The sequence below is a fragment of the Sphingobium herbicidovorans genome (assembly GCF_002080435.1).
Classification (GTDB): domain Bacteria; phylum Pseudomonadota; class Alphaproteobacteria; order Sphingomonadales; family Sphingomonadaceae; genus Sphingobium; species Sphingobium herbicidovorans.
The window spans coordinates 2,250,021-2,270,188 of the sequence record NZ_CP020538.1 but is presented as its reverse complement, the minus strand read 5'-3'; the positions used below and the strand labels follow the sequence as shown (position 1 = coordinate 2,270,188).

Below are 20,168 nucleotides of genomic sequence, written 5' to 3'. Positions count from 1 at the left end.
GGATCGCCGTGGCCGACACAATACTCACCGATGCGGTTGCCGCAACCGCCTTCCGCCGCCTCATCGCGCATTTGCAGCATCGGACCGACGTTCAGAATATCGACCTGATGGGCACGGCAGGCTTCTGCCGCAACTGCCTGGCCGACTGGATCGCCGAAGCCGACGGGTCGCTCAGCCGCGAAGAAGCCCGCGAAATCGTGCATGGCATGCCTTTTTCCGAATGGAAACAGCGCCATCAGGGCGAAGCGACCCCCGAACAGATCGCAAAGATGCAGGAGAGTGTGGCGAAGAACGCCGACAGCCATTAGGAGCAGTCGCCAACCCGATTCACATTCTTTCTGGAGATTTGAAATATGAGCGAGGGCAACGTCGCCGCCGATCAGCTGTTGCTGTATATCGAGCGCATTGAGCGCTTGGAGGAAGAGAAAAAGGGCATCGGCGACGACATCAAGGACGTCTATCTCGAGGCAAAGTCAACCGGGTACGACGCCAAGATAATGCGTCAGATCGTCCGCCTGCGGAAAATGCCGGCGCATGATCGACAGGAGATGGAAGCGGTCCTCCAGACCTATCTGTCGGCGCTGGGCATGGACTGATTTTCAGTCGTCCAGTCCCTGATGCGCTCTCTTGAATAAAGCGAGCGTGTCAGGATCGCCGGATTTATATTTTTCGATTAGGTCTTTTGCGAGCCTGACATCGGCGGCGAAGGTCTTGATCGCAGCTTCCATTACCCCCATCGCCATATCCGAAAACCAGAAAAAGCCTGCCTTGGCGGCTTCGATTTCGTCGTCTGACAGCAACAGGTCTTCAGGCTGTTTGGGGTGGGTGATCCGGTTGCGAACAGATATCGCCTTCTTCAGGGCGGACCAACCCGCCACCCCAAAATCCACCTTGACCTCGGGACAGAAGGTTTGCGCCACCCTGGTCGTCAGCCGGATCATGGCTGTCAAAGAGATATGACGCGCTTGCTCGACGATTACACCATTTTCCGTGACAGCGTAGGATGCTTCGGCAAACGCCATTTCGATTAGCGGGTTTGCCTCATCAAAATGCCGTGCCATGGACATGATGTTCATACGATAGGTCCATGACATCCCTTCGGCCGCCGACACGAGGCAGCGAATCAAGTTGCGACGCGCTGTCTGCGTATCGGATTGTGCGAGATGATCCAGCGCCCACTGCACATCACCGGCCAACATCTTGAGCAAATCGATTTCGTCGCGATTCATGAATTACCCCGGCCAGTACCTCGCGTATAGGATGGCAATGCTTTCAATCCAAGGAGGTAGCAACCATGTCCGAGATCATCGTCAGCACCACCAGCCGCCTGGAAGGGCGTCCGGCCAAGGAATATCTCGGCATCGTCACCGGCGAGGTGATCGTGGGCGCCAATCTCTTCCGCGATCTTTTCGCCAGCGTGCGCGACATCGTCGGCGGGCGCTCCGGCGCTTATGAGGACGTTCTCCAGCGCGCCCGCGAACAGGCTATCGGTGAAATGCGTATGCGCGCCGCCACGCTCGGCGCGAACGCCGTGGTCGGGGTCGATCTCGATTATGAAGTGCTTGGCTCCAACGGCTCCATGCTGATGGTTTCCGCCTCGGGCACGGCGATCCTCGTCTAGTTGCGCTTGGCAGGCGCGCCCGCTAGAGAGCGCCCTTCGGACAAACAGACAAGTTTAGGAGCAGGCCGTGGCCGGCCATAGCAAATTCAAGAACATCATGCATCGCAAGGGCGCGCAGGACAAAAAGCGTTCCTCGATGTTCTCCAAGCTCAGCCGCGAAATCACCGTCGCGGCCAAGATGGGCATGCCCGACCCGGACATGAACCCCCGCCTCCGCCTCGCGGTCAACGCGGCCAAGGCGCAGTCCATGCCCAAGGACAATATCCAGCGCGCCATCGACAAGGCGATCGGCGGCGACACGGAAAATTACGAAGAAATCCGCTACGAAGGCTATGGCCCCGGCGGCGTCGCCATCATCGTCGAGGCGCTGACCGACAACCGCAACCGCACCGCGACCAACGTCCGCACCGCCTTCTCCAAAAATGGCGGCAATCTGGGCGCGTCCGGCGCGGTCAGCCACGGCTTCGACCGCATGGGCCTCATCACTTATCCCGCCAGCGCCGGCGATGCCGACGCGATCTTTGAAGCCGCTCTGGAAGCGGGCGCGGATGATGTCTCGTCGAACGACGACGAACATGAAATCTGGACCGCCATGGACGCGCTTCACGAAGTCGCCAAGGCGCTGGAAGCCAAGCTCGGCCCGGCCGAGGGCGCCAAGCTCGCCTGGAAGCCGCAGACCACCGTGGAAGTCGACGAAGCCAATGCCGCCACGCTGATGAAGCTGGTGGACACGTTGGAAGATGATGACGACGTCCAGACCGTCTGGGGCAATTACGAAGTCTCCGACGACGTTATGGAGAAGCTGGGTTAAGTGGATTTCACGCGGGGGCGCGGGGGCGCGGAGACAATAGCGATCGCAAGCCCAGCGATGGGTTGGCTTGAGCCATACTCCTTCTCCGCGCCTTCGCGTCTCCGCGTGAACCCCTCAGCATGATCATCCTCGGCCTCGACCCCGGCCTTGGCACCACGGGCTGGGGCGTGATCGCCGCTGACGGCAATCGCCTCTCCCACATCGCCAACGGACAGATCAAGACGGACTCAGCGATGCCGCTGGCGAGCCGCCTGCTGGTGCTCGATCTCGCGCTCGCCGACCTCATCCTTGAACATCAGCCGGGCGGCGCGGCGGTCGAGGAAGTGTTCGTCAACGTGAACCCGCAATCGACCCTGAAGCTCGGCCAGGCGCGCGGCGTCGTGCTGCTCGCCGCCTCGCGCTCCGGCATGGAGGTGGGCGAATATGCCGCGCGCCTCGTCAAAAAGTCGGTGGTCGGCGTCGGCAACGCGTCCAAGGATCAGGTCCACGCCATGGTGTCCCGCCTGCTCCCCGGCGCTAAGGTAGCGGGGCCGGACGCCTCCGACGCCCTGGCAGTCGCCATCACCCACGCCCATCACCTGGCCAGCGCCCGCCGCATCCCCAGCCGCTAACGCCGCCTCGCATCCGTCATCCCAGCGAAAGCTGGGATCTCAGGAGACTACACGCCACCCCATCCCACGCGCACCCTCACCCCCAGTCAAACCGCAAAGGCGCTTCCCGAAACGCAAAGCGGTCGAGATGCTCCGCCACCACCTGCTTGAACCGCTCGGCGTCAGCATCCTCGTTCGGCTCGATCGTCACGGTAAGCCCGTCCGCCCCGGCCGCCAGCCGGATCGGCCCCATGGGAAAAGCGATCACGCCCTTCTCCGCGTCGCACTCCGTCTCGAACTTGTGCCCCCAATGTTTGCACAATTGCTGGAGGTAGCGGCTGCCCTGAGCCGTCGGCACGTGCGCGGTCAGCATCATGTCAGAGCCTTTCGATCTTGCTTGCGGCCTCGTCGATCAGCGATGCGACATCGAACATCGTCTCCCGGTCGGCTCCTTCCCGTTCCAGCCGCGCCCGCACGGCTATCGACAGATTGTGCATCGCCCGCCGGATCGGCGCGCCATCGACCTGCTCGGCCTGCTGCGCCAGGGACGTCAACCGCTCCATCGCCTCCTTCAGTGCATCCGCATGCTCGCTCAAATGCACGCGCCCCGCTTCGCTGATGGCGAACAGCTTGCGGCTGCCTGCGCCCGGCTGTTCGGCGATCAGGTCCATGTCCGCCAGCATCGTCAGCGTCGGATAGACCACGCCCGGGCTGGGCGCATAGGCTTCCCCCGACCGACTCTCGATCTCGCGGATCAGGTCATAGCCATGACGGGGCGTCTCGCTCAGCAAGTGCAGCAGGATCAACTGGAGCGAATCGTTGCTGAACAATCGCCGCCGGCCGCCCCGGCCACCCCCGCCGCCGCGCATTGACCCGCCGCCAAAGGGACCAGGGCCTGCGCCAAACGGCCCATGTCCTTCACCGTGCCGACCATGTCGGCCCCCCATCGCCGCGAAATGCGCGTGACCACCATGGCGCCGACGGGCATCCTTGTTCATAAAAGCGTGCATAACATTATTCCATATGTCTACGATGCACTACGATATATCTTAGATTCGAAAAAAGTCAATCCAACTCACTATTTCATTCACGAAAAAACCCTCCAGTCCAAAGGACCGGAGGGTCAATAGCTCCCGGATACGGGCGTTTTTGGTCAGTCGGGCTTCTTCGCCACACTCACCAGCGCCGGCCGCAACAGCCGGTCCTTGATCATATATCCCGCCTGCATCTCGACCAGCACAGTTCCCGGCTCGGCCTCATCGGATGGCACTTCCATCATCGCCTGATGCTTGTTGGGGTCGAGCGGCTGCCCGACAGAAACCAGCTTTTCGATGCCGTTGCGCCCGAACACATTCTCCAGCTCGCGGCCCGTCGCTTCCAGACCGGCGACCAGTCCCTTGAACTTGTCGTCTTCGCGCAGGTCCGCCGGTATCGCCTGCAACGCGCGCCCCAGATTGTCGGCGACCGACAATATGTCGCGGGCGAAAGCCGTCGAAGCGTAGGAGCGGGCGTCCGCCAGTTCCTTTTCCAGTCGCCGCCGGACATTCTGCGTCTCGGCATGGGCATAGAGAACATCCTGCTTTGCCGTTGCCAGTTCGGCCTCCAGCGCAGCGATACGCTCCGCCGCAGCGTCTCCAGCAGGTGCGGTGTCCTCGGGCAGTTCATCCACAACTTCGGTATTTTCGATATTCTGCTTGTCTTCGCTCATCTCATCAATCTCGACAACGTCTGCGCAGTGAAATCCACCATGGGGATCACCCGCGCATAGTTCAAGCGCGTGGGGCCAATGACCCCGACCACGCCGACGACACGGCCATCGCCGCCACGGTAAGGCGCGGCTATGACCGAAGAACCGGACAGGGAAAAGAGCTTGTTTTCCGACCCGATGAAGATTTTCGTCGCGCTCCCCGCCAGCGCATTTTCCAGCAGGCGCGAAATCTCCTGCTTGCCTTCCAGCTGCTCCAGCAACTGCCGCACCCGTTCCAGGTCCGCAGCGGTGCCGTCATCCAGCAAATGCGCCTGCCCCCGAACGATCAGCACGGGCCGATCATCGGCATCCTGCGACCAGACCGCGATCCCCCGTTCCACCAGTTCGCGCGCCGCGCCCTGCAACGCCGTCCGTTCGCCCTCCATCTCCCGCTGCAGGGCGTCACCCGCTTCCCGCAGCGTCATCCCGGCAAACCGCGCCGACATGAAGTTCGCCGCTTCGTTCAGCATCACCGGCGTCACACCCCGCGGCATGTCCAGCACGCGGTTTTCAACCGATCCGTCCTGCCCGACCAGCACGGCGAGCGCCTGCCGGTCGTTCAATGGCACAAAGCCGAATTGCCGCAGCACCGGCTCGCGCTTGGGCACCATCACGATCCCGGCGCAGGCGGAAAGGCCGGACAAGGCAGCGGTAGCCGCTGACAGCGCCTCCTCGATCGGTCCTCCTTCAACGACGCCCGCCTCGATCGCGCGTCGTTCCTCGATAGATGGCTCTGCCGCCTGCATCATGCCATCGACAAAAAGGCGCAGCCCGGTTTCGGTCGGCATCCGCCCTGCGGATGTATGCGGCGCGGCCAGCAGCCCCAGTTCCTCAAGATCCTGCATGACGTTGCGGATCGATGCGGGCGACAGGCTGAGCGAGGCGATCTTGCTGATGGTGCGCGAACCCACGGGCAAGCCGGTGCCGAGATAGCTCTCGACCACCACGCGAAAGACGTCGCGCGCCCGCTCATTGAGTTCTGTAACCGGTGTGACCGCCATGGCCATCTATCTAGGCAAGCAATCGGCCGCACTCAAGTCGCGCACTAGCGGCGGCCTGTTGGCTTGACCATGGCATCGACGTCCAGCATCCGAGGGATCGAAGCGATCGCCGCGCGCAGCTTGCCATAAGCAGCGTCGCCGCATCCCGATTGAAACTCCAGCCGGGTTGGCGGGGCGTCCGCCCTCAGCCATTCAATCGTGTAACCGGGCATGTCCGTAGCGAAGCGCGTGCAATTTTCGCCATGCGTGATTCGCCTGGTTGTCCCGGCAGGCGGACGGAACTGCGCCAGCATTGCACGGAAGCGGCGATATTGCGGGCGGGTGACCGTAAAGCGGGTCGCGCCGGGAACGGCCGTGAACCGCTCCGGCTCAATCAGGCCGGAACCGTCCGGCGTCACGCGCAGGCTATAGGTGGGGCAGGTGCCGAAGCAGGGACCAGCGGAGAAACGAATCGTATCCCCCGCCGCGACCGGCTTTTCCAGCTCGGGGCGCTCCTGCGTGCATCCCGCCAGCAGGGCTGCACCCGTCAAAATCATCATCCATCGCAGTTGCATGCCAGGCTTCCTATCATCTTTCGCGCGTATCGCCACTGGCATGACGCCACGCCCGGCGCTAAGCCCCACCCACTGAACGCTTCGGAGAAACAATTTTATGCGTCCTTCCGGCCGCGCGCCCGACCAGATGCGCGACATCACCATGGAGCCCGGCTTCACCATTCATGCAGAGGGCAGCTGCCTCGTCAGCTTCGGCGACACGCGCGTGCTGTGCACCGCATCGGTCGAGGAAAAGGTGCCCCCCTTCCTGCGCGGCAAGGGCTCAGGCTGGGTCACGGCGGAATATGGCATGCTGCCCCGCGCCACCCATACCCGTGGTAGCCGCGAGGCCGCCAAGGGCAAGCAGTCGGGACGTACCCAGGAGATCCAGCGGCTAATCGGTCGCTCGCTGCGCACCGTGGTGGATCTCAAGAAGCTGGGCGAACGCCAGATCGTCGTAGATTGCGACGTCATCCAGGCCGATGGCGGCACCCGCACCGCCGCCATCTCGGGCAGCTGGGTCGCACTGCGCATCGCCATAGACAAGCTGCTGGCGTCCGGCGCATTGGCCGAAGACCCGATCATTCAGAAGGTCGCGGCGATCAGCTGTGGCATCTACAACGGCACGCCCGTTCTGGACCTCGACTATGCCGAGGACAGCAATGCAGAGACTGACGCCAACCTGATCCTGACCGGGGACGGCAAGTTCGCCGAAGTCCAGGCTACCGCAGAAGGCGCGGCCTATGACGAGGAAGAGCTGCTCCGCCTGCTCCGTCTCGCCCGCATCGGCTGCGCGCAGATCTTCGCGGCGCAGGACAGGGCGACCGGCCGCTAGATTCCGGCCTCCCTTCGTTCCGGCCGTGCAGGGAAACGGACACCCGCTTCTCGACACGCCCTGGGCGAACGGCAATAAGGACAGATAATGAGCGACGACTTCGGACAGGAACAGGCGATCCGCAAGCTGGCCCCCGGCAAGCTGGTGATCGCGAGCCACAATCCCGGCAAGGTTCGGGAGATCGGCGAACTGCTGGCGCCGTACGGCATAGAAACCGTGTCGGCGGCGGAGCTGGACCTGCCGGAACCGGAAGAAACCGGAACCACCTTCATCGCCAACGCAGAGCTGAAGGCGATGCAGGCGGCCGACCTGTCGGGACTGCCTGCGCTGGCCGACGACAGCGGCCTTTGCGTCGAGGCATTGAATGGTGATCCGGGTATTTTTTCCGCGCGCTGGGCCGGCGAAACGAAGGATTTCGGCATCGCCATGAAGCTGGTCTGGGACGCGATCGAAGCCAAGGGGCCGAACGCGGGTCACGGCGCGCATTTCATCTGCGCTCTCGCTCTGGCGTGGCCCGACGGCCATGTCGAAGCGTTCGAAGGCCGGGTCGATGGCACGATCGCCTGGCCGCCGCGCGGCGAAAAGGGCTTTGGCTATGATCCGATCTTCCAGCCGCTGGGGCATGCGATCACTTTTGGTGAGATGGAGCCTGCGAAAAAGCATGCGATGAGCCATCGCGCCGACGCCTTCGCGCAACTGGTCGCATCGGTGTTCTGACGAAGCGGCGCGGGCGCCTATTCCGCTCCGCTCGCGAACTGGGATCCGCGCGGGCTGTCGTCGGCGTCGAGCGGGCCTTGGCCGAAGTTGTTGCCAGCCGGGAAATAACGGCAGACGAGATATTCGTAATTCTGCCCGTCAGCCAGCGCGCAACCCAGCTTGCGCGTGCCACGCCAGATCATCTGCGTATAATGCCCCACATCCTGCCAACGCCCCGAAACGCTGATATTGGGCAGCTTGCCACCACGCCGAAACAGCCGCTTTTCATCCAGAAACGCGCCGATCATGACATCATATTCGTACAACCGCCGCGGACCCATCCAGAGATTCTCGCCGCTCGGAACAGAGCGGGATGAACGCGGCGAATGCTGAAAATGATTGGTAACCGCCATTTGCCGGGCGTAGCGCGCGGCATCCTCCGCAAGGGCATTGTCCCAACTGAGCAGCGGCAGGCCCAGCGATTTCCGCTCATCATTATGCATGCCCAGAGTGACATCACGGAGCAGGTCATCATCGCGATCCGCTTCTTTAATGCCATAATAGGATGCGGGCATCACCCTTTCCGACTGCCTGGCCTGATGCCCGGACATCGCCATGGCGCTGTCGGCAATGACGACAGCCGCGCCAGCGATCGCTAGCCGCGCGACCCAAAGCCGTCTAATGCGCCCCCCAGTCATGCCCCTGTCCCCACTCGATTCCCCAGCGCTCGCGCAAGAACCCATGGCCTTATATGTGCACTGGCCATTTTGTGTTTCGAAATGTCCTTATTGCGATTTTAACAGCCATGTCCGGGCCGACATCGACATGGATGCCTGGCGTAGCGCCCTGCTGGACGATCTTGCCCATGAAGCGGCGCTGAACCCCGGACGGCCGTTGTCGTCGATCTTTTTCGGCGGAGGTACGCCGTCGCTCATGCCACCCGCTATTGTCGCCAGCCTGATCGATGCTGCATCAGGCTATTGGCAGCCGACGAGGGACATGGAAATCACGCTCGAAGCCAATCCGAGTTCGGTGGAGGCCGCGCGCTTTGCCGATCTGGCGAAAGCGGGGGTGAACCGCGTGTCGCTCGGTATCCAGGCGCTTGACGATCAGGCATTGCATTTTCTGGGCAGGGCGCATGACGTTGCCGAGGGGCTCGCCGCGCTCGATGTGGCGCAATCCGTCTTCGACCGCGTCAATTTCGACCTCATCTACGCCCGGCCGGATCAAAGCGAGGCTGCTTGGGAAGCAGAACTGGCCCAAGGCCTCTCCTTCGGCACGGATCATCTTTCCCTCTATCAGTTGACGATCGAACCCGGCACCCGGTTCGCCACCCTCGTCGCGCAGGGCAAGATGACCCCTGCCGATCCTGATCATGCCGCAACGCTTTATGAACAAACCCAGGCCATGACCGACGCCGCGGGCCTGCCGGCCTACGAAATCAGCAACCACGCCCGACCGGGTCAGCAAAGCCGGCACAATCTGACTTACTGGCGCTATGGCGCCTATGCTGGCGTTGGTCCCGGAGCGCATGGCCGCCGGAACGGCGTAGCGACGCTGCGCCACAAGAAACCGGAAAACTGGATGAACGCGGTGCACCGCAATGGCCATGGGCTGCAAAGCGAGGAGCCGCTTGCTCCCACCGACCGCGCTCGCGAGGCACTGATCATGGGCCTGCGCCTTGCCGAAGGGGTCGACCTTCGCAGGATTGCGGATATGTCCGGGCTACAACCGGATGTGCTGCTCGACGACGAAGCGATCATTCGTCTTACGGCGCTGAATCTGGTCGAACGGACCGGTCAACGTCTGCGCGTCACCCCGGCGGCGATGTTGCTGCTCGACGCCATACTGCCCGAGATCATCCGCGTCTGACCTGGGACAGGAACAGCCTTTAGCTCGCTGATGCGACGCCTTGGTCTGTCATCAACTGCTCCAGCTCGCCCGCTTCATACATTTCCATCATGATGTCACTGCCGCCCACAAATTCGCCCTTCACATAGAGCTGCGGGATCGTCGGCCAATCGGAAAAGCTCTTGATGCCCTGCCGGATCAGCTGGTCCTGAAGCACATCGACGGTTTCATAGGCTACGCCGAGATGTTCAAGAATGGCGATCGCCCGGCTGGAAAAGCCGCACTGCGGGAACAGCGGCGTCCCCTTCATGAAGAGCACCACATCATTGCTGTTCACGATATCGGCGATCCGCTGTTGCACGGCGTCGGTCATTGTCGGTCCATTCCTGTCAGGCGCCCGCAAATAAGCCATGGCGCGCATGAAAATTTCCAAGCCGTTAGTTGGGAACGGCGGTGGTCAGTTGCAAGGCGTGAAGCACGCCACCCATCCGGCCGTCCAGCGCGGCGTAAACCGCGCGCTGCTGGGCCACCCGGCTCATGCCGCGAAAGCTTTCCGACACCACCCGCGCCGCATAATGGTCGCCATCCCCGGCAAGATCGGTAATCTCGACCTGCGCATCGGGAATGGCCGCGCGGATCATGTCCGCAATTTCATCGGCAGCCATTGGCATGGAAAAGCGTGTCCTGTCTTACTGTGCTTCGATGAACTGCCGGCGAGCGATCACCTGCTGTTCTTCCAGCGCAGTGCGTACGCCCGCCTCGTCGATATCGACGCCAGCCTGCGTCATGTCGCCCACCAGCTTACGAATGACATCCTCATCACCCGCTTCCTCGAAATCGGCCTGCACCACCGCCTTCGCATAGGCGTCGGTTTCTTCCGGCGTCAGTCCCATCTTCGCCGCAGCCCATTCGCCCAACAGCCGGTTACGCCGCGCCTGGATGCGGAACTGCATCTCCTGGTCGCGGGCGTACATATTTTCAAAGGCTTTTTCGCGATCGTCGAAAGTCGTCATGCTGATGCCCTGTTGAAATGAACTGGATTATCTATCGAAATAGGAAGATCGCGACGGTTACGCAACGGCGGGAACGAGCCACGGCCGCAGCCCGGCGTCCTTCGCCTCGAACTGGCTGATCGTGTCAGCCTGCCCCAGTGTCAGTCCGATCTCGTCAAGGCCGCCCAGCAGGCAATGTTTGCGGAACGGATCGATCTCGAATTCGAAGCGATCCTGGAACTGCGTCGTGACGGTCTGCTGCTCCAGATCGACATGGATCGGGTCGGTCTTCGCAACTTCCATCAACCGATCAATAGCCTCCTGCGGCAGGACGACGGTCAATATGCCATTCTTGAATGCATTACCGGAAAAAATGTCCGAAAAGCTTGGTGAAATCACCACCTTGATGCCCAGGTCAGCAAGCGCCCAGGCAGCATGCTCACGGCTCGACCCGCAACCGAAATTGTCCCCTGCAATCAGGATTGGGCTGCCCGCATATTCCGGATCATCAAAGACATTGCCGGGCTCTTTGCGCAGCACTTCGAACGCGCCCTTGCCCAAGCCAGCGCGCGAAATGGTCTTGAGCCAATGCGCCGGAATGACGATGTCGGTATCGACATTCTTCATTCCGAACGGATAGGCCCGGCCGTCAACGATAGTCAGCTTTTCCATCAATTCGCCTGCTTGCTCTCCAGGCGGCGCGTATCTTCCGCGCGCCCGAGTGTCGCCGCCATTGCGGCACTGGCCAGCGCGCCGAGCGCCAGCAGCCAGAACACCTTCTTCATGCGACGACCTCCCCCTGTTTTTCTTTCAGCAATTCCCGCACGTCAGTCAGGCGCCCGGTGATGGCGGCGGCAGCTGCCATGGCCGGAGAAACGAGATGTGTCCGCGATCCCGGACCCTGGCGGCCCATGAAGTTGCGGTTGCTGGTGGAGGCGCAGCGCTCCCCCGCAGGCACCTTGTCCGGGTTCATGCCCAGACACGCCGAACAGCCTGGCTCCCGCCATTCAAAGCCCGCATCCTTGAATATGCGGTCCAGCCCCTCGGCCTCTGCCTGCTGCTTGACCAGACCGGAACCCGGCACGACCAGCGCCTGCTTGATCCCGCTCGCGATGTGACGCCCCTTAAGCAGGGCGGCGGCGGCGCGCAGATCTTCGATGCGGCTGTTGGTGCAGCTGCCGATGAAGATATGCTCGACCGACACATCCTCCATCCGCTGCCCGGCAGACAGGCCCATATAGTCGAGCGACTTCTGCGCGGCGGCGCGCTTGGACGGATCGGCGAAGCTGTCCGGGCTGGGGACAGCGCCAGTGACCGGCACGACATCCTCAGGGCTGGTGCCCCAGGTGACATTGGGCACAATGTCGGCGGCGTCGATGACGACCGTCTTGTCGAACTGCGCTCCTTCGTCGGTAACGAGCGTCCGCCAATAGGCGACCGCCGCGTCCCAGGCCGCGCCCTGGGGCGCCATCGGACGTCCCTTGAGATAGGCGAAGGTCTTGTCATCCGGCGCGAACAGGCCGGAACGGGCCCCCGCCTCGATCGACATGTTGGCGACGGTCAGGCGACCCTCTATCGACATGTCGCGGAAAACCGATCCCCGATATTCCATGACATAGCCGGTGCCGCCAGCCGTACCGATGCGCCCACAGATCGCCAGCGCGACATCCTTGGGCGTGACGCCAAAGCCCAACTGACCCTCGACCACGACTTCCATGGTCTTCGACTGCTTCAGCATGAGCGTCTGGGTGGCCAGCACATGCTCGACTTCGGACGTGCCGATGCCGAAGGCCAGCGCGCCCAATGCGCCATGCGAACTGGTGTGACTGTCGCCGCAAACCAGCGTCGTGCCCGGCAGGGTAAAGCCCTGTTCCGGCCCGACAACATGGACGATGCCCTGCTCCAGGTCTGCGTCACCGATCAGGCGAACGCCAAATTCCGGGGCGTTCCGTTCCAGCGCGGCGAGTTGCTGCGCGCTTTCGGGGTCGGCGATCGGGATGCGATTGCCTTGCACGTCCCGGCGGGGCGTGGTCGGCAGATTATGATCCGGCACGGCGAGAGTCAGATCGGGGCGGCGCACCGGCCGGCCAGCCAGTCGAAGGCCCTCGAAAGCCTGGGGGCTCGTCACCTCATGAACGAGGTGGCGATCAATATAGATGAGGCAGGTTCCATCGGGACGGCGTTCAATGACATGCGCGTCCCAAATCTTCTCGTACAGCGTGCGGGGCTTGACCATAACAGTCTCCCCCTAGACCCAGACGGGGTCCGGCGAAAGGGGGAAGAAAGCCAATATTTCCTGTTTCCGGCGATAGCATGCCTGCAGCGGAGCCTTAACTAGGCGCGATCATCCTGGATGATGCGCCCCGCTGCACCCACCTCCGCCTCATGGCTTTCTTCGCGCCATGTCTCCGCCAGGGCAGCGGCTTCCCATTCCTGCATCGCGGGATGAGCCAAGATATGGTCGACCCATTTCCGTGCGGCGGGGCCGACGTCCAGGGCGTAGGTCCGCACGCGAAAGGCCACCGGAGCGTAAAAGGCATCCGCAGCCGTGAATGCCGGTCCCGCGAGATAGGGGCCGCCGAATCGCTTCAACCCCTCGCCCCACAACTCGGCCAATCGCGCGATATCCCGGTTAAGGGAAGGGGATGGCAGGTCCTGTTCCACGCGCACCCCGACGTTCATCGGGCATTCGTTCCGCAGAGTCGAAAAGCCGCTGTGCATTTCGGCAACGGCGCACTGGGCAAAGGCGCGGGCGTCCTCATCCTGCGGCCAAACCCCGGCATGCCGATCGGCAAGGTAAAGCGTGATGCCGAGCGAGTCCCAAGCGGTCCGACTTTCATCCATCAGCACAGGAACCTGCCCCGTGGGGGAAAAGGCGCGGAAGGCAGCGTAATTGACGCTATGCGCGAACGGTTCCAGCCTATCCACGAACGGAATGCCCAGCGCCTTCATCAGCATCCAGGGACGAAGCGACCAGCTCGAATAGTTTCGATTGGCGGTGATGAGGGTGTAAGACATGAACGCTTCTCCTTCCCGGCCGGCTTTTACAACTCTATAGAGCCGGAAGGGTGCGGAAAAGCGGGAACGCAGATGCAGGCGCTAGGCGGCCGCAAGCCACTGCAACGCCTCCTGTTCGGTATCGAAATAGCCAAAGTTGCCGTCAGGCGGCTGTATTCGCTTGGTCTGCATCCGCAGGAGCATGGATGGCGACACTATGGCGATCCGGCCCGAGTTGGCATCTCTGTTGGGATAGGAGATACGGCCCAACGCCTCGCTGACCTCCAGGGTGTGGATTTCCGTCCGGCAGGTGTTGAGCAGCGTGTCGCAACCATCATCAGCGACCCTGCTGATGTCGGCGATCGCCTGCGCAAACTGCTCGACCACCTGGAGATTCCAGAAACCATAGGTGGTAATTTTGATCAGCTTGCGGCTGCTGTCATAACTGACGTCGAAAAAGCCTTCCAACTTCCGCACATTCCCTCCTCAACATGGAGGCGCCTATTCAGCCTCCTGCAAATCAAGCCAGGCGACCACATCATTATCGGTGGCGATGAACAGCCCGTCCTGGATATCTTGCGACTGCTGCTCCGCGATAAGCACAGCTTGACTTAACGGTCCGTAAAAGAGGGTCGTCGCTGCGCCCCCTTCTTCGGAGTCGCTCAGGTGATAGAGGCGTACTGTGGCGGAATCATGAGTGCTGCGCATCGCACAGTTATCGACCTGAACAGCGGCCCGCGCAAGCCAGTGGCCGTCAGCGGCGGTCTGCCTGCCTGATCCCGCTCGCCAGACGATTCGGTCCGATTTTCACGATGTCGTCAGTGAAATTGGCGACGAAGCTGCTGTTTCGCTGCAGGCCCGGCACGAAGGATGCACTGTTGCCCGCGATCGACAAGCCGCTGCTGTCATGCTCCCGCCCTTCCGGCGCGACGGTGATGAAGGCGCTGTAATTATCCTTGTTCCGGCCCTGCACCATTTCGTTGCGGCTGATTTCACCGCTGGCGCCATTGGACAGGTCGATCATATAGTTGGTCAGGCGCCCGCCGCTATCATCGAAGCTGTTGTCGGTGATCGTGACGCGCGGCGTGCGAGTCTTCAGATAATGGCCGCCATCGCCCTGATCGAAACGGGAGCGTGTAACGGTGAGCTTGCCATAACGACCGATATAGATGCCGTGGGCGCAATCCAGGTCCCGGTCGCAGCGGCCAAGATGGCGGAATGTGGACTTGTCGATGGTGACGCTGTTACCCGGCGCATCGCCGCTCAAAATCCCTTCCTCGCTGTTGCGGAAGAGGCTGTTGGCGACGGTCAGATCGCCGCTTTCCAGGCGAATGCCCGCGCCATTGCCATCGGGAACACGCAAATTCTGGAATATGATACCATCGACGCTGCTCGACCGTCCACGCAACACCAGCGCCGCCTTGTCCTCACAGGGAACGCCGTCGAGGATCACGCTGCCGGGCGTCTGGGCACGATAGACAATATCCCCGCCTTCCTGCACCGCGCATTGCGCATAGGTGCCGGGCGCGATTACCACTGTCCCTTTGCCATTGCCGATCGCTGCCACCGCATCCTTGAGCGAGGCATAGCCTCGCCCGCTTTCGGCTATGGTGAAGGGCGTCGGCGTGCCCTGCGCCAAAGCGGCCGCTCCGGCGGCGGCAAAGACAAGCAATGTTGTGGATAGGATGCGCATATCGAAAGTCATAGACTCGGGCTACCAAACGGCAATGCGGACTCATGGTTAACAAAATCCCATTCCGGGATCGGAAGACTTCCTCCGGCAATCGGGCGGCGAAAAAACCAGCCCCTGATCACAAAGGAGGCAATGCCTGACGTAAATGCTTCAACTTGGGCGAGACAGACTCTAAGCCTGTTGAACGCATGACCGTAGCCGCCCCCCTGCTCCGATCGATTGCCGTCCTGATGGGCGCCGTTGCGCTGCTTGCTGGTTGTTCGCAGGAGGCAAGCGGGCCGGTCGTGGTCAGCGTCGTTGGATCGCCTGCCGATTTCGTGAAGCCGCTGGAAAATCTGCCCGATCCCGGCGCGAAGCTGATCCTTGAGGCGACGGCGCAAGGGCTGGTCGCATTCGATGCAAGCGGCGAGATATTGCCCGCGCTCGCGCAGCGCTGGATCGTCGGTGATGACGGGCGCAGCTACATATTCCGGCTGCGGCGGGCGCAATGGCCCGATGGCGAGAGGGTGGCGGCGAAGGATGTCGCGCGCCTGCTGATGGCACGGATCGAATCGCTGCGACGGCTAGATCCCGAGGGGCCGCTCGACGCAGTGGAGGCTGTTGTGCCGATGACCGGCGAGGTCATAGAAATCCGCCTGGCCGCGCCGCGACCCTATCTGTTGCAGATGCTGGCGCAGCCGCAGATGGCGCTGCTGTCACGCGAAGGGGGCACAGGCCCCTACCGCCACGAGCGCTGGGGCAAGGCGCTGATACTGACCCCGGTGGACCAGCCAGATGACGGCGAGGATGAATCGCCAGCAAGCGCCTGGGAAACACGCATCCTGCGGGCGGAACGGGCAGCGTTGGCCGTCATCCGTTTCCGGGAGGGCAAGGCAGCGATCGTGTTGGGCGGGCGCTTCGCCGATCTGCCGTTGCTGGTGCCCGCCGGAATTGATCGCAATGCGGTCCAGGTCGATCCCGTACAGGGATTGCTCGGACTGGCGGTAACGGGTCAAGGCAAACTGCTGGACGATGACGGTGTGCGACAGGCGATCAATATGGCGATCGACCGTAAGCAGTTGCCCATCCTTTTCCCTTTGGGCGGCTGGGCAACCACCGAACAGATCGTACCCGCACAACTGGATCTGCCACGACCACCCACCGTACCCGGCTGGGCGGACATGACGATGGATGATCGGCGAGCGCAGGCCGCTGCCGTGATAGCGCGCTGGCGCAGCGACAATGGCGATCCCCCGGTGCTGCGCGTCGCATTGCCAAACGGACCGGGCGCCACCACGCTTTTTGGACTGATCCGGCATGATCTGGGCCTGATCGGGCTGCGGGTCGAAAGAGTGGCGATGAAGGATGACGCGGACCTGCGGTTGATCGACGATGTAGCGGCCTATGACAGCGCGCTCTGGTATCTTGGGCGAGTCAGTTGCGCGCGAAAGGTGCATTGCTCGGCCCAGGCAGAGGCGCAAATGCAGGCGGCGAGTATGGCCAGCAGCGCTTCGGAGCGTTTGGCGCGGGTGGCGGAGGCAGAGGCGCTGATGCAAGCCCATAACGGCTATATCGCGCTGGGCTCGCCCGTGCGATGGTCGCTCGTTTCCCGGCGGCTCACGGGCTTCATGCCGTCCCCTCGGGCGCGGCACCCATTGAACCATCTGTTCCGCAGCCCCAATTAGGATTTATTGGAGGAGCAGCAATGGCCCTTTCGCAAGACCAGTTTGACCGGATGGTACGCGACATGCCCGGCTTTGGTCGCGACCCCGCATCAGTGCGGCGGCGGATCGAAGCCATGGAAGCCTTGTTGGAGGGGCTGTTCGTCATCCCCGGCACCAAACGGCGCGTGGGACTGGACAGCCTGGTCGGCCTGATCCCGATCGTGGGCGATTTGGCTACTGCGGCGATGGGCGCGTGGATCGTGTGGGAAGCACGAAATCTGGGCATGTCAAAATGGCAATTGACGCGCATGGCGGCGAATGTGGGTTTCGACACGGTCGTCGGCGCAATTCCCTTTGCCGGGGACGTTTTCGATTTTCTGTTCAAGTCCAACACCAAAAACCTGCGCCTTATTCGCAGGCATCTGGACCGGCATCATCCCTCAACGGCAACGATCGACCTATAGCCGGGCGCCATATGGCCGATCAGTTGGCTGGCGCCTGCGCATTGGGGTCCAGGTCAAGGATCAGCGCTGGACGGCGCGGCGGTGTTGGCGCGGCCTTTTTCGTGCGTGGCATCGCAGGCCCTGGTTCGATGCGGAGACGGCTGGCGGCTGGCGCACCCCTTTGGCGAGCGGGACAGCGGACAAACTCCATCGCCCGATCCATGCAAAGCCATATTTCCTTCAGGCGGTTTCCGCGCACCGTTTGCACCCGGATCATATGTGGCTTCAGACGCGAATTTACGCGGACGAAGGCTGCGACAAAGTCGGCTACCGTAAGGGTGTCGCGCCGCGCCAGGGCATTCATGTCAGGATAGCGGATTGATCCGTAGAGGGCGCGGGAAAGATCAAAATATAGCTCAGGCCTTGTGGCCATGCAGCTGCCATGCTTGGCCCATTCATGCTGGAGCAACTGGACAGACGGCGTCGTACAGAGATTTTCGCGGATAAGATTTCGGGGAAGGAGCTTGGCGGGGCGGCAATATTGCGGCCATTCAGCCCCCTCTCCCTCGGGCCATAGACCGTGGAGGACGAAGCCGAAACGGCCGCTGCGGCCGCCACATTGGATGGCGCTGTCTGCGCCCCGCGCCGTTGCGCAATATTGGGGCGACCAGCTCAGGGCGAGCGTATAGCCGCCTATGGGAAGAAAACGGCGAGGCTCACTGGCGCTGGCAGTTTCCAGGCGAGGCCGGGGAATTTGCGCGGGAGGGCTGCACGAGGCGGCCTGCGCCAGAGCCGTACCGGGCGCGACCAGCATCAGGAGCGCCGCGACCCTTTCAAGCAAAGGCGAAGTCCAGGCCGATATCGGCGGCGGGTGCGGACTGGGTCAGCCGTCCCACGCTGATAAAGGTCACGCCGGTTTCCGCCTTCGCGCGAATCGTCTCAAGCGTGACGCCGCCGGATGCTTCGGTAGGAACGCGCGCCCCGACCAGCGTTACCGCGCCGCGCAATGTAGGTGCGTCCATATTGTCGAGCAGCAGGTGGGTCGCCCCGGCCGCAAGCGCGGGCTCGATCTGATCGACGCGATCGACCTCCACTATGATCCGCTCGATTCCGGCCGCGGCGGCGCGGCGGACTGCTTCCTCGACGGATCCCGCGACGGCGACGTGATTGTCCTTGATCATCGCCGCATCCCACAGCCCCATGCGATGATTGGTCGCGCCGCCCATGCGCGTCGCATATTTCTCGAGCACGCGAAGGCCGGGAATAGTCTTGCGGGTATCAAGCAGCGTAGCGCCGGTGCCCATGATCGCGTCCACATAAGCGCGCGTCATGGTGGCAATGCCGGTGAGATGCTGGACGGTGTTGAGGGCTGACCGTTCAGCCGTCAGCATGGCGCGCGCCTTGCCCCGGATACGCATGATGTCGGTGCCCGGCCCCACGCGGTCGCCATCCTGCTGGAGCAGTTCAATCTCCACATCCGGATCGAGCGCACGGAAAAAAGCGGCGGCGATCGGAAGCCCGGCGAGCGTCACGGCGTCTCGGCTGTCCATGACCCCGTCGAAGATCGCATCCTGCGGAATTACCGCTTCGCTGGTGACGTCACGGCCTTCGGGACCAAGATCCTCGGCCAGCGTGGAATCGATAAAGGCGTCGAGATCGAAGCCGGGAAGCGTAAAAGTCATATACTCAGCGATTCCCAACGTCGCCTTTGCCCACCGTGCCGCTGGCCATCTCCAGCATGCGGTCTAGGCTCTTGCGGGCGCCAAGGCGCAGAGTCTCGTCCATCTCGATGCGCGGCTGTAGATCGCGGAGCGCCAGATAGAGCTTTTCCATCGTGTTGAGCGCCATGTACGGACAGACATTGCAGTTGCAATTGCCGTCCGCGCCGGGTGCGCCGATGAAGCTCTTTTCGGGAACCGCCTTCTGCATCTGGTGGATGATATGCGGTTCGGTGGCGACGATCAGCGTGTCGCCGGTCATCGTCTTGGCATATTGCAGGATGCCGCTGGTCGATCCGACATAGTCCGCATGATCGACGATATAGGGCGGGCATTCGGGGTGAGCGGCGACCGGCGCGCCGGGATGCTCGGCCTTCAGCTTCAGCAATTCTGTTTCGCTGAAAGCCTCATGCACGATGCACACACCAGGCCACAACAGCATGTCGCGGTCGAATTTGCGCATCAGGTAGCCGCCCAGATGTTTGTCGGGGCCGAAGATGATCTTCTGGTCCCGGGGAATCTGGCTCAGGATCGTTTCGGCTGACGAGGACGTCACAATGATGTCGCTCAAGGCCTTCACCTCTGCCGAGCAGTTGATGTAGCTGAGTGCGATATGATCGGGATGCGCTTCGCGGAACGCCTTGAACTGCGTGGGCGGGCAGCTGTCCTCCAGCGAGCAGCCGGCATCCATGTCCGGCAGGACGACGATCTTTTCAGGCGACAGGATCTTGGCGGTTTCAGCCATGAAGCGCACGCCGCAAAAGGCGATGACTTCCGCGTCCGTCTCCGCAGCCTTGCGCGAAAGCTCCAGGCTGTCGCCAACAAAATCGGACAGGTCCTGGATTTCGGGCTTTTGATAATAATGACCGAGGATGACGGCGTTGCGGTCCTTGCGCAGGCGGTCGATTTCCGCGCGCAGATCAATCCCCTGGGGAATTCCAGTGATGGCGTTCATTGTCCCTACTCCTCAAGGGCCTTGTTCAGCGCGCCCCTAGCG

Annotated in this window: 29 protein-coding genes; 10 read left to right on the top strand and 19 right to left on the bottom strand. The window is 62.3% G+C overall.

Annotation, left to right across the window (positions count from 1 at the left end; translation table 11 throughout):
* Positions 1-8: 8 nt before the first annotated feature.
* Complete coding sequence (locus tag B6S01_RS11100) at positions 9-308, top strand: DUF1244 domain-containing protein (protein ID WP_037467647.1); 300 nt, start codon at positions 9-11, stop codon at positions 306-308.
* 45 nt (positions 309-353) lie between these two features.
* Positions 354-596 carry a DUF2312 domain-containing protein gene (locus tag B6S01_RS11095; RefSeq protein ID WP_037467648.1) on the top strand — a complete coding sequence of 81 codons (243 nt, stop codon included), beginning with the start codon at positions 354-356 and terminating at the stop codon, positions 594-596.
* Positions 597-599: 3 nt separating this feature from the next.
* On the opposite strand, the gene B6S01_RS11090 is transcribed toward B6S01_RS11095, so the two are convergent.
* A complete protein-coding gene (locus tag B6S01_RS11090; RefSeq protein WP_037467649.1) occupies positions 600-1,229 on the bottom strand; it encodes a hypothetical protein in 630 nt (209 codons plus the stop codon).
* Positions 1,230-1,294: 65 nt separating this feature from the next.
* Here B6S01_RS11090 and B6S01_RS11085 point away from each other — a divergent pair, with 65 nt between their 5' ends.
* From B6S01_RS11085 to ruvC, 3 genes are all read left to right on the top strand, one after another.
* A complete protein-coding gene (locus B6S01_RS11085; RefSeq protein ID WP_174525906.1) occupies positions 1,295-1,621 on the top strand; it encodes a heavy metal-binding domain-containing protein in 327 nt (108 codons plus the stop codon).
* 67 nt (positions 1,622-1,688) lie between these two features.
* Entirely contained in the window at positions 1,689-2,432 is a 744-nt protein-coding gene (locus B6S01_RS11080) for a YebC/PmpR family DNA-binding transcriptional regulator (RefSeq protein WP_037467650.1), read from the top strand.
* Positions 2,433-2,551: 119 nt separating this feature from the next.
* The gene (gene ruvC / locus B6S01_RS11075; protein ID WP_037467651.1) at positions 2,552-3,043 is read left to right on the top strand and encodes a crossover junction endodeoxyribonuclease RuvC; all 492 of its coding nucleotides are present in this window, start codon (positions 2,552-2,554) and stop codon (positions 3,041-3,043) included.
* A 76-nt stretch (positions 3,044-3,119) separates the two neighbouring features.
* On the opposite strand, the gene B6S01_RS11070 is transcribed toward ruvC, so the two are convergent.
* The 5 genes from B6S01_RS11070 to B6S01_RS11050 form a co-directional block, all read right to left on the bottom strand.
* On the bottom strand, positions 3,120-3,398 hold the full coding sequence (locus B6S01_RS11070; protein WP_037467652.1) for a DUF2218 domain-containing protein: 279 nt from the start codon (positions 3,396-3,398) through the stop codon (positions 3,120-3,122).
* 1 nt (position 3,399) lies between these two features.
* Positions 3,400-4,020 (bottom strand): PadR family transcriptional regulator, encoded by a 621-nt coding sequence (locus B6S01_RS11065; RefSeq protein ID WP_234810761.1) that lies wholly within the window; start codon positions 4,018-4,020, stop codon positions 3,400-3,402.
* A 155-nt stretch (positions 4,021-4,175) separates the two neighbouring features.
* Entirely contained in the window at positions 4,176-4,730 is a 555-nt protein-coding gene (gene grpE / locus B6S01_RS11060; protein ID WP_037467654.1) for a nucleotide exchange factor GrpE, read from the bottom strand.
* The gene (gene hrcA, locus B6S01_RS11055) at positions 4,727-5,770 is read right to left on the bottom strand and encodes a heat-inducible transcriptional repressor HrcA (RefSeq protein ID WP_037467821.1); all 1,044 of its coding nucleotides are present in this window, start codon (positions 5,768-5,770) and stop codon (positions 4,727-4,729) included. The genes grpE and hrcA overlap by 4 nt, the downstream gene beginning before the upstream one ends.
* A 44-nt stretch (positions 5,771-5,814) precedes the next feature.
* The gene (locus tag B6S01_RS11050) at positions 5,815-6,324 is read right to left on the bottom strand and encodes a DUF6438 domain-containing protein (RefSeq protein WP_037467822.1); all 510 of its coding nucleotides are present in this window, start codon (positions 6,322-6,324) and stop codon (positions 5,815-5,817) included.
* Positions 6,325-6,421: 97 nt separating this feature from the next.
* On the opposite strand from B6S01_RS11050, the gene rph reads away from it, so the two are divergent.
* Both rph and rdgB read left to right on the top strand, forming a co-directional pair.
* The gene (gene rph, locus B6S01_RS11045) at positions 6,422-7,138 is read left to right on the top strand and encodes a ribonuclease PH (RefSeq protein WP_037467656.1); all 717 of its coding nucleotides are present in this window, start codon (positions 6,422-6,424) and stop codon (positions 7,136-7,138) included.
* Positions 7,139-7,225: 87 nt separating this feature from the next.
* The gene (rdgB, locus tag B6S01_RS11040; RefSeq protein ID WP_037467657.1) at positions 7,226-7,855 is read left to right on the top strand and encodes an RdgB/HAM1 family non-canonical purine NTP pyrophosphatase; all 630 of its coding nucleotides are present in this window, start codon (positions 7,226-7,228) and stop codon (positions 7,853-7,855) included.
* Between the two features lie 17 nt (positions 7,856-7,872).
* Here rdgB and B6S01_RS11035 read toward each other — a convergent pair whose 3' ends face one another.
* Positions 7,873-8,451 (bottom strand): CAP domain-containing protein, encoded by a 579-nt coding sequence (locus B6S01_RS11035; protein WP_322787663.1) that lies wholly within the window; start codon positions 8,449-8,451, stop codon positions 7,873-7,875.
* 79 nt (positions 8,452-8,530) lie between these two features.
* Here B6S01_RS11035 and hemW point away from each other — a divergent pair, with 79 nt between their 5' ends.
* Entirely contained in the window at positions 8,531-9,706 is a 1,176-nt protein-coding gene (hemW, locus tag B6S01_RS11030) for a radical SAM family heme chaperone HemW (protein WP_037467660.1), read from the top strand.
* A 19-nt stretch (positions 9,707-9,725) separates the two neighbouring features.
* Here the strand turns inward: hemW and grxD are convergent, their stop codons facing one another.
* The 9 genes from grxD to B6S01_RS10985 form a co-directional block, all read right to left on the bottom strand.
* Positions 9,726-10,058 carry a Grx4 family monothiol glutaredoxin gene (grxD, locus tag B6S01_RS11025; protein WP_037467823.1) on the bottom strand — a complete coding sequence of 111 codons (333 nt, stop codon included), beginning with the start codon at positions 10,056-10,058 and terminating at the stop codon, positions 9,726-9,728.
* A 64-nt stretch (positions 10,059-10,122) separates the two neighbouring features.
* Complete coding sequence (locus tag B6S01_RS11020) at positions 10,123-10,356, bottom strand: BolA/IbaG family iron-sulfur metabolism protein (protein WP_037467661.1); 234 nt, start codon at positions 10,354-10,356, stop codon at positions 10,123-10,125.
* 18 nt (positions 10,357-10,374) lie between these two features.
* Positions 10,375-10,698 carry a DUF1476 domain-containing protein gene (locus B6S01_RS11015; RefSeq protein ID WP_037467662.1) on the bottom strand — a complete coding sequence of 108 codons (324 nt, stop codon included), beginning with the start codon at positions 10,696-10,698 and terminating at the stop codon, positions 10,375-10,377.
* Positions 10,699-10,755: 57 nt separating this feature from the next.
* Complete coding sequence (leuD, locus tag B6S01_RS11010) at positions 10,756-11,349, bottom strand: 3-isopropylmalate dehydratase small subunit (RefSeq protein WP_037467664.1); 594 nt, start codon at positions 11,347-11,349, stop codon at positions 10,756-10,758.
* A gap of 109 nt (positions 11,350-11,458) precedes the next feature.
* Entirely contained in the window at positions 11,459-12,913 is a 1,455-nt protein-coding gene (leuC, locus tag B6S01_RS11005) for a 3-isopropylmalate dehydratase large subunit (protein WP_037467665.1), read from the bottom strand.
* 98 nt (positions 12,914-13,011) lie between these two features.
* Complete coding sequence (locus B6S01_RS11000) at positions 13,012-13,695, bottom strand: glutathione S-transferase family protein (RefSeq protein ID WP_037467666.1); 684 nt, start codon at positions 13,693-13,695, stop codon at positions 13,012-13,014.
* A gap of 81 nt (positions 13,696-13,776) precedes the next feature.
* On the bottom strand, positions 13,777-14,151 hold the full coding sequence (locus B6S01_RS10995) for an STAS/SEC14 domain-containing protein (RefSeq protein WP_062793005.1): 375 nt from the start codon (positions 14,149-14,151) through the stop codon (positions 13,777-13,779).
* Between the two features lie 24 nt (positions 14,152-14,175).
* Positions 14,176-14,382 carry a hypothetical protein gene (locus B6S01_RS10990; RefSeq protein WP_037467668.1) on the bottom strand — a complete coding sequence of 69 codons (207 nt, stop codon included), beginning with the start codon at positions 14,380-14,382 and terminating at the stop codon, positions 14,176-14,178.
* A 46-nt stretch (positions 14,383-14,428) separates the two neighbouring features.
* Entirely contained in the window at positions 14,429-15,367 is a 939-nt protein-coding gene (locus B6S01_RS10985) for a right-handed parallel beta-helix repeat-containing protein (protein WP_037467824.1), read from the bottom strand.
* A 188-nt stretch (positions 15,368-15,555) separates the two neighbouring features.
* On the opposite strand from B6S01_RS10985, the gene B6S01_RS10980 reads away from it, so the two are divergent.
* Together B6S01_RS10980 and B6S01_RS10975 are read left to right on the top strand one after the other, a co-directional pair.
* Positions 15,556-17,031: an ABC transporter substrate-binding protein gene (locus tag B6S01_RS10980; protein WP_037467669.1), complete on the top strand. Its 1,476-nt coding sequence runs from the start codon at positions 15,556-15,558 to the stop codon at positions 17,029-17,031.
* A gap of 20 nt (positions 17,032-17,051) precedes the next feature.
* Positions 17,052-17,474 (top strand): DUF4112 domain-containing protein, encoded by a 423-nt coding sequence (locus B6S01_RS10975; protein ID WP_037467670.1) that lies wholly within the window; start codon positions 17,052-17,054, stop codon positions 17,472-17,474.
* A 19-nt stretch (positions 17,475-17,493) separates the two neighbouring features.
* On the opposite strand, the gene B6S01_RS10970 is transcribed toward B6S01_RS10975, so the two are convergent.
* From B6S01_RS10970 to nadA, 3 genes are read right to left on the bottom strand one after another with little or no spacing between them, the layout of a single operon-like run.
* Entirely contained in the window at positions 17,494-18,267 is a 774-nt protein-coding gene (locus tag B6S01_RS10970) for a ribonuclease T2 family protein (protein WP_407695219.1), read from the bottom strand.
* Between the two features lie 19 nt (positions 18,268-18,286).
* Complete coding sequence (gene nadC / locus B6S01_RS10965) at positions 18,287-19,135, bottom strand: carboxylating nicotinate-nucleotide diphosphorylase (protein WP_037467673.1); 849 nt, start codon at positions 19,133-19,135, stop codon at positions 18,287-18,289.
* Between the two features lie 4 nt (positions 19,136-19,139).
* Complete coding sequence (gene nadA, locus B6S01_RS10960; RefSeq protein ID WP_037467674.1) at positions 19,140-20,126, bottom strand: quinolinate synthase NadA; 987 nt, start codon at positions 20,124-20,126, stop codon at positions 19,140-19,142.
* Positions 20,127-20,168: the final 42 nt, after the last annotated feature.

Coding starts and splice junctions, on each gene's coding strand:
- B6S01_RS11095 (WP_037467648.1), top strand. CDS start 354: ATGAGCGAGGGCAACGTCGCCGCCGATCAGCTGTTGCTGTATATCGAG.
- B6S01_RS11090 (WP_037467649.1), bottom strand. CDS start 1,229: ATGAATCGCGACGAAATCGATTTGCTCAAGATGTTGGCCGGTGATGTG.
- B6S01_RS11085 (WP_174525906.1), top strand. CDS start 1,295: ATGTCCGAGATCATCGTCAGCACCACCAGCCGCCTGGAAGGGCGTCCG.
- ruvC (WP_037467651.1), top strand. CDS start 2,552: ATGATCATCCTCGGCCTCGACCCCGGCCTTGGCACCACGGGCTGGGGC.
- B6S01_RS11070 (WP_037467652.1), bottom strand. CDS start 3,398: ATGATGCTGACCGCGCACGTGCCGACGGCTCAGGGCAGCCGCTACCTC.
- B6S01_RS11065 (WP_234810761.1), bottom strand. CDS start 4,020: ATGAACAAGGATGCCCGTCGGCGCCATGGTGGTCACGCGCATTTCGCG.
- grpE (WP_037467654.1), bottom strand. CDS start 4,730: ATGAGCGAAGACAAGCAGAATATCGAAAATACCGAAGTTGTGGATGAA.
- hrcA (WP_037467821.1), bottom strand. CDS start 5,770: ATGGCGGTCACACCGGTTACAGAACTCAATGAGCGGGCGCGCGACGTC.
- B6S01_RS11050 (WP_037467822.1), bottom strand. CDS start 6,324: ATGCAACTGCGATGGATGATGATTTTGACGGGTGCAGCCCTGCTGGCG.
- rph (WP_037467656.1), top strand. CDS start 6,422: ATGCGTCCTTCCGGCCGCGCGCCCGACCAGATGCGCGACATCACCATG.
- rdgB (WP_037467657.1), top strand. CDS start 7,226: ATGAGCGACGACTTCGGACAGGAACAGGCGATCCGCAAGCTGGCCCCC.
- B6S01_RS11035 (WP_322787663.1), bottom strand. CDS start 8,451: ATGGCGATGTCCGGGCATCAGGCCAGGCAGTCGGAAAGGGTGATGCCC.
- hemW (WP_037467660.1), top strand. CDS start 8,531: ATGCCCCTGTCCCCACTCGATTCCCCAGCGCTCGCGCAAGAACCCATG.
- grxD (WP_037467823.1), bottom strand. CDS start 10,058: ATGACCGACGCCGTGCAACAGCGGATCGCCGATATCGTGAACAGCAAT.
- B6S01_RS11020 (WP_037467661.1), bottom strand. CDS start 10,356: ATGCCAATGGCTGCCGATGAAATTGCGGACATGATCCGCGCGGCCATT.
- B6S01_RS11015 (WP_037467662.1), bottom strand. CDS start 10,698: ATGACGACTTTCGACGATCGCGAAAAAGCCTTTGAAAATATGTACGCC.
- leuD (WP_037467664.1), bottom strand. CDS start 11,349: ATGGAAAAGCTGACTATCGTTGACGGCCGGGCCTATCCGTTCGGAATG.
- leuC (WP_037467665.1), bottom strand. CDS start 12,913: ATGGTCAAGCCCCGCACGCTGTACGAGAAGATTTGGGACGCGCATGTC.
- B6S01_RS11000 (WP_037467666.1), bottom strand. CDS start 13,695: ATGTCTTACACCCTCATCACCGCCAATCGAAACTATTCGAGCTGGTCG.
- B6S01_RS10990 (WP_037467668.1), bottom strand. CDS start 14,382: ATGCGCAGCACTCATGATTCCGCCACAGTACGCCTCTATCACCTGAGC.
- B6S01_RS10985 (WP_037467824.1), bottom strand. CDS start 15,367: ATGCGCATCCTATCCACAACATTGCTTGTCTTTGCCGCCGCCGGAGCG.
- B6S01_RS10980 (WP_037467669.1), top strand. CDS start 15,556: ATGACCGTAGCCGCCCCCCTGCTCCGATCGATTGCCGTCCTGATGGGC.
- B6S01_RS10975 (WP_037467670.1), top strand. CDS start 17,052: ATGGCCCTTTCGCAAGACCAGTTTGACCGGATGGTACGCGACATGCCC.
- B6S01_RS10970 (WP_407695219.1), bottom strand. CDS start 18,267: ATGCTGGTCGCGCCCGGTACGGCTCTGGCGCAGGCCGCCTCGTGCAGC.
- nadC (WP_037467673.1), bottom strand. CDS start 19,135: ATGACTTTTACGCTTCCCGGCTTCGATCTCGACGCCTTTATCGATTCC.
- nadA (WP_037467674.1), bottom strand. CDS start 20,126: ATGAACGCCATCACTGGAATTCCCCAGGGGATTGATCTGCGCGCGGAA.